The sequence below is a fragment of the Vallitalea longa genome (assembly GCF_027923465.1).
Taxonomy (GTDB): Bacteria; Bacillota; Clostridia; order Lachnospirales; family Vallitaleaceae; genus Vallitalea; species Vallitalea longa.
Genome location: NZ_BRLB01000037.1, coordinates 1 through 4,703 on the forward strand (window position 1 = coordinate 1; position 4,703 = coordinate 4,703).

Genomic DNA, 4,703 nt, shown 5'->3' on the forward strand with positions numbered 1-4,703 from the left:
TAATTATTGAATAGAGTTTATCATAAGGAGCTTTTTGGTTGTAGTAGTATTTTAGGTTTTTTTGTGTATTGGGTCCCCATTTCATTCCATTAGGTAATCCATTCAATATGTTTGAAGCTTCATCAGTAAATATTTCTGCATCTTGGCTGTTGTTCTCTAGCAGACTTTTGAAATCGCCATTCCAATAGCTAATAGGTTTACCGTTTGTTCCCATAGGTACATCGTTGATAAGTATTATTTGTATTGCATCTGCTATCAGGTAGCCATCTTTTTGTTTTAACCTATCTTTTTCATCTACTGATTCACTTATCTGATTAAAAACATCTTCAAGCAGTATTTTGACATTGTTATTACCACCATGATTTGCAAAGTCATAATCTATACGAGCTGTTCTAGAGTCTTCTCCTTCAGGATAGAAAGTTATATCCCATCCTATGGTTTTGTATTTGTATTGGGCTGTACTGGTTTTGGAGTTTACGTCAAAGACTAGGTATTGAAGTCCATCATTAGGATCTTCAACAACATCAGCTTTGTTGGTATCATCACCCCAACCACCATAAACTTCATATGAACTATTACTTATAATTATTATGAATATAACAATACATGATAAAATTCTTTTTTTCATTTATTCACCTACTGTCCTTCAACTAATCTTATATCATTAAGATAATGATAACTATGCAACATATATTTGCTTGTTTCCCATGTTATATTTAGATTAGTCATTGGTCTACCCATTTCCACATCAACATCAACATAATACCATTTTCCCATTTGTAAATTTTCTACTTGACTATACATCTGTTCTGGTAATTCAAGTTCATGTTTAATGTTATCTGGATTTTCATGATTATTATATCTAAAATATAAACGACCTCTTAAAATCTCATGACACCTATCATTAATCAAACCCATTCTGTAAGAATCTGTAACAAAAATAATATCTTGCTGCACTTTCCATTTTTCTGTTTCACCTACCCATAGTTTAGTAAATTCTTTTGGCTTTAATGATGTATCTCTATAATTCCACCATGCTCTTAACCAGTACAAAAGTGTTTCGGCATATTTTTCTTTATCTAGTTTTTTATAGTCTCTTGTAAATAAGGTTTCAATAAATTCTTTTGCATCTTTTGAAGCTTGAGTATATCCCATACGTTTTGTATCTAATTTTGTACATATGCGATTATTTTCTTCAAAGTCATTAGAATATTGATTAGGTGTTAATGGATATTCCTTTAATATCTTCATAATCTTTTCAGAACTATAAATAACTTCCCCATCCTCTACCCTATGAACATACTCAATCTGTGTATCTTCATCTATTTCTGTACCAGATCCATTATTTCTCTCATCTACCTCATTACCATTGTCCTTATTAGAACTATTATCTTCATGACCGTTATTATCACTTACACTACTATCATTATCATTTTCATCAGATGCATCTTCTTGAATCGCTCTAAAAGGCTTCCTCTGCCACTTATCCATCATTCTATGAATAATAGCACTTGCTTCCGCTCTTGTTGAATAATTCTGTGGCTTAAATGTTCCATCTGGTAATCCTGTTATGATACCTAGAAGATAAGCATCTTTAACATCTTCTTTGTAGTAATAAGAAACCGAAGAGAAATCTTTCACATAATCTTCAATAAGGTTTCTTGCTTTTTCATTTCCTGTATCATCTATAGCTTTTGCAATGATACTAGCCATCTCTTCCCTGGTAATAGGTTCTTGGTAATTAAAGAACTGATCTTCTTTGATTAAACCTAGTTCTATAGCTTTATTTATATAGTTGGTAGCCCAATATTTTGAATCGTTTTCAATATTTGTATAACCTAGAGCTGTGACAGCCATTTTTATAAAAGCGTCTTTGTTAATATTGAAACTAGGTTTGAATGTTCCATCTGGAAAACCATTGATAACATTATTGGATACAAGGTATTTGATGTTCTGGGTAGCCCAATTATCTTCTGGTACATCTGAAAATATAATTTCATCATTTGCGTGGACACCCATTGTGTTAACAGTTAAACATATTAATAAAATAATTAATACAATTGACTTCTTCATAGGTTATTACTTCCCTTCTTATTTGTATTACAATAAACTTTCATTTTTTACTCTTATTCATCATTATTAGACATAATATATGTTATATTTTAATATATTTTCCAAATTTATGCAATTAAAATATTCTAAAATTAATAAATCAAATTTAAGTATAGCAATGCATTTAACTATAAGTAACTACAAATAGTATCCTAACAAAATTATTTAAAGCACTTTAGAAGAGTATATTTTAAAAATAAAATATTTAATAACTATATTTTTTATTTTTTGGTACAAAAAAATTCCCTCTAAAAAAGATATTAGAAGGAATTTTTAATTTGTAGTTAAGTAATCAATTTATCAAATGCATAATTAAAATTCATAACATATTTTCATTATATATTAATGCTACTATCTTAATTATCATTTTCTTTATTATCATTGTTTACCTTATCTACTGACTTTTTATTAAATTTTACTGAAGCTGCTTCTATATTACCAAATGCCCAATGTCCATTTGTTACATCTGTAAATGAAGGTTCTACTGTATCTAAAGTAGGTCTAGCAATAATCTTATTAATCATTACTACTATTTGTTCTCTGGCAGTATCTGTATCAGGTCTAAATGTTTTATCTCCAAAACCATTTACGACACCAGCATTATATAATTTATTAATATACGATTGTGCCCAATGTCCTGATATATCTGTAAATATGCTTTGACCATCATCAACTTCTGCACCAACATAATCCCAATATCCAGAGAATACAATTGCTATTTCATATCTTTTGATTGGCTCATTAGGCTTAAATGTACCATCAGTATATCCCTTAAATATGCCTGCTTTTGTTATGGCTTGAATATATTTATTTGCCCAATGCTCACTACTTACATCTGTATATTTAGAGTCATTAATATCTTCCGTATTTAAATTTAATATCCTTGCAAACATTGCAGCTACTTCAGCTCTAGTTACTGCTTTATCTGGTTTAAATGAACCATCTGGAAATCCTTTTATATATGGATCATAGTATTCAATAGCACCTAATGGTGTTGTTGGCTCATCTATTATTAATTCTTCTTCTAAACCATTGTTATCAGTTTCATCTGTTTCTGGTGATTTATTATTACCATTATTACCTCCTGATGAAGGTGGTTTATGTCCTCCTCCACCAGATGAAGAATTATTTTTAGTAAAGATTACTTCTTTTATTTCACTTACTGTTAATAGTTCAGTTCCTTTGTATCTTACTTGGACTGTTACGTTACCTGAGAAAGTTGCCCCTTCTTCATATGATATCCATGTATTTCCATTATTTTTGGAATACTCCATTGTCCCGTCTGCACCTATTAATTTATTTGTATTATCATTTCCTGTTACATTTGGTGCTGATGGTGTATTCTTTGTAAATATTACTTCTACTGATTCACTTGGTGTTAATTCGTCAATTCCCTTGTATCTAACTTTTACTGTAATGCAACCAGGAAAAGTTATTTCTTTTTCATATGAAAACCAAATGTTTCCATTATCCAATGAATACTCCATTGTTCCATCTATACCTAATAATACATTTAATTCATCATCCACTTCTAGTATTGGTATTTTATTTATTTTTACTAGCTTAGTACATATAATATTTTCAACATTTGCCATTATTATTATCAACTGATATGAAGCATCATTTGTTACTTTTAACAACCCTGTCTCTGGATTTATACTTACTCCTTTTACTGGTATCTTTAATGACCAACTTACATCCTGACTAATTACATTTCCGTATTGGTCTTTTACTATACCTTTATACTCTGTTTCATTTGGACTTGTTATTTCTGTTGGTACATTTATACTATCAGCTCCATCTATGATGATATTTATTACTTCTGGTTCTGCTTTTTCTATTTTTACTGGTTTTTCTTGTTGCATTCCATCACTAGATGCTACTACTGTAACTGTTCCTGCATCTGCCTGGTTAGTTGCTTCCAATAACCCTGTTTCTGTATTTATACTTACTCCATTTGCTGGCGTTTTTAATGACCAACTTATATTTTTATCCATTACATTTCCGTATTGATCTTTTACTATACCTTTATACTCTGTTTCATTTGGACTTGTTATTTCTGTTGGCACATTTATACTGCTAGCTCCATTTATGATGATATTTGTTACTTCTGGTTCTGCTTTTTCTATTGTTACGATTTTTTCTTCATGCATTCCATTGCTAGATGCTACTACTACAACGGTTCCTGCATCCGCTTGGTTAGTTACTTCCAGTAACCCTGTTGTAGAATTTATACTTACTCCACTTGCTGATGTTTTTAATGACCAACTTATATTTTCATCCATAACATTTCCATACTGATCTTTTATTACTGCATTATAATCAGTTATTTCTGGACTATTCTTTTGGGTTGGTACATTTATACTGCTAACTCCATCTATAATGATATTTGTTACTTCTATTTCTGCTTTTTCTATTTTTACTGGTTTTTCTTGTTGCATTCCATCACTAGATGCAACTACTATAACTGTTCCTGCATCTGCTTGGTTGGTTACTTCCAATAACCCTGTTATAGGATTTATACTTACTCCTGGTACTGGTGCTTTTAATGACCAACTTATATTTTCATCCATTACATTTCCGTATTGGTC

At 30.4% G+C, this 4,703-nt stretch carries 3 protein-coding genes; all 3 read right to left on the minus strand.

What is annotated here, in order from left to right:
• A partial coding sequence (locus QMG30_RS24665; protein WP_281819886.1) for a hypothetical protein occupies positions 1-628 on the minus strand: 628 nt, incomplete at its 3' end.
• An 8-nt stretch (positions 629-636) separates the two neighbouring features.
• The gene (locus QMG30_RS24670) at positions 637-2,073 is read right to left on the minus strand and encodes an S-layer homology domain-containing protein (protein WP_281819888.1); all 1,437 of its coding nucleotides are present in this window, start codon (positions 2,071-2,073) and stop codon (positions 637-639) included.
• A 395-nt stretch (positions 2,074-2,468) separates the two neighbouring features.
• Positions 2,469-4,703, minus strand: a 2,235-nt coding sequence (locus QMG30_RS24675) for an S-layer homology domain-containing protein (protein ID WP_281819889.1), incomplete at its 5' end; no start/stop codon positions are given.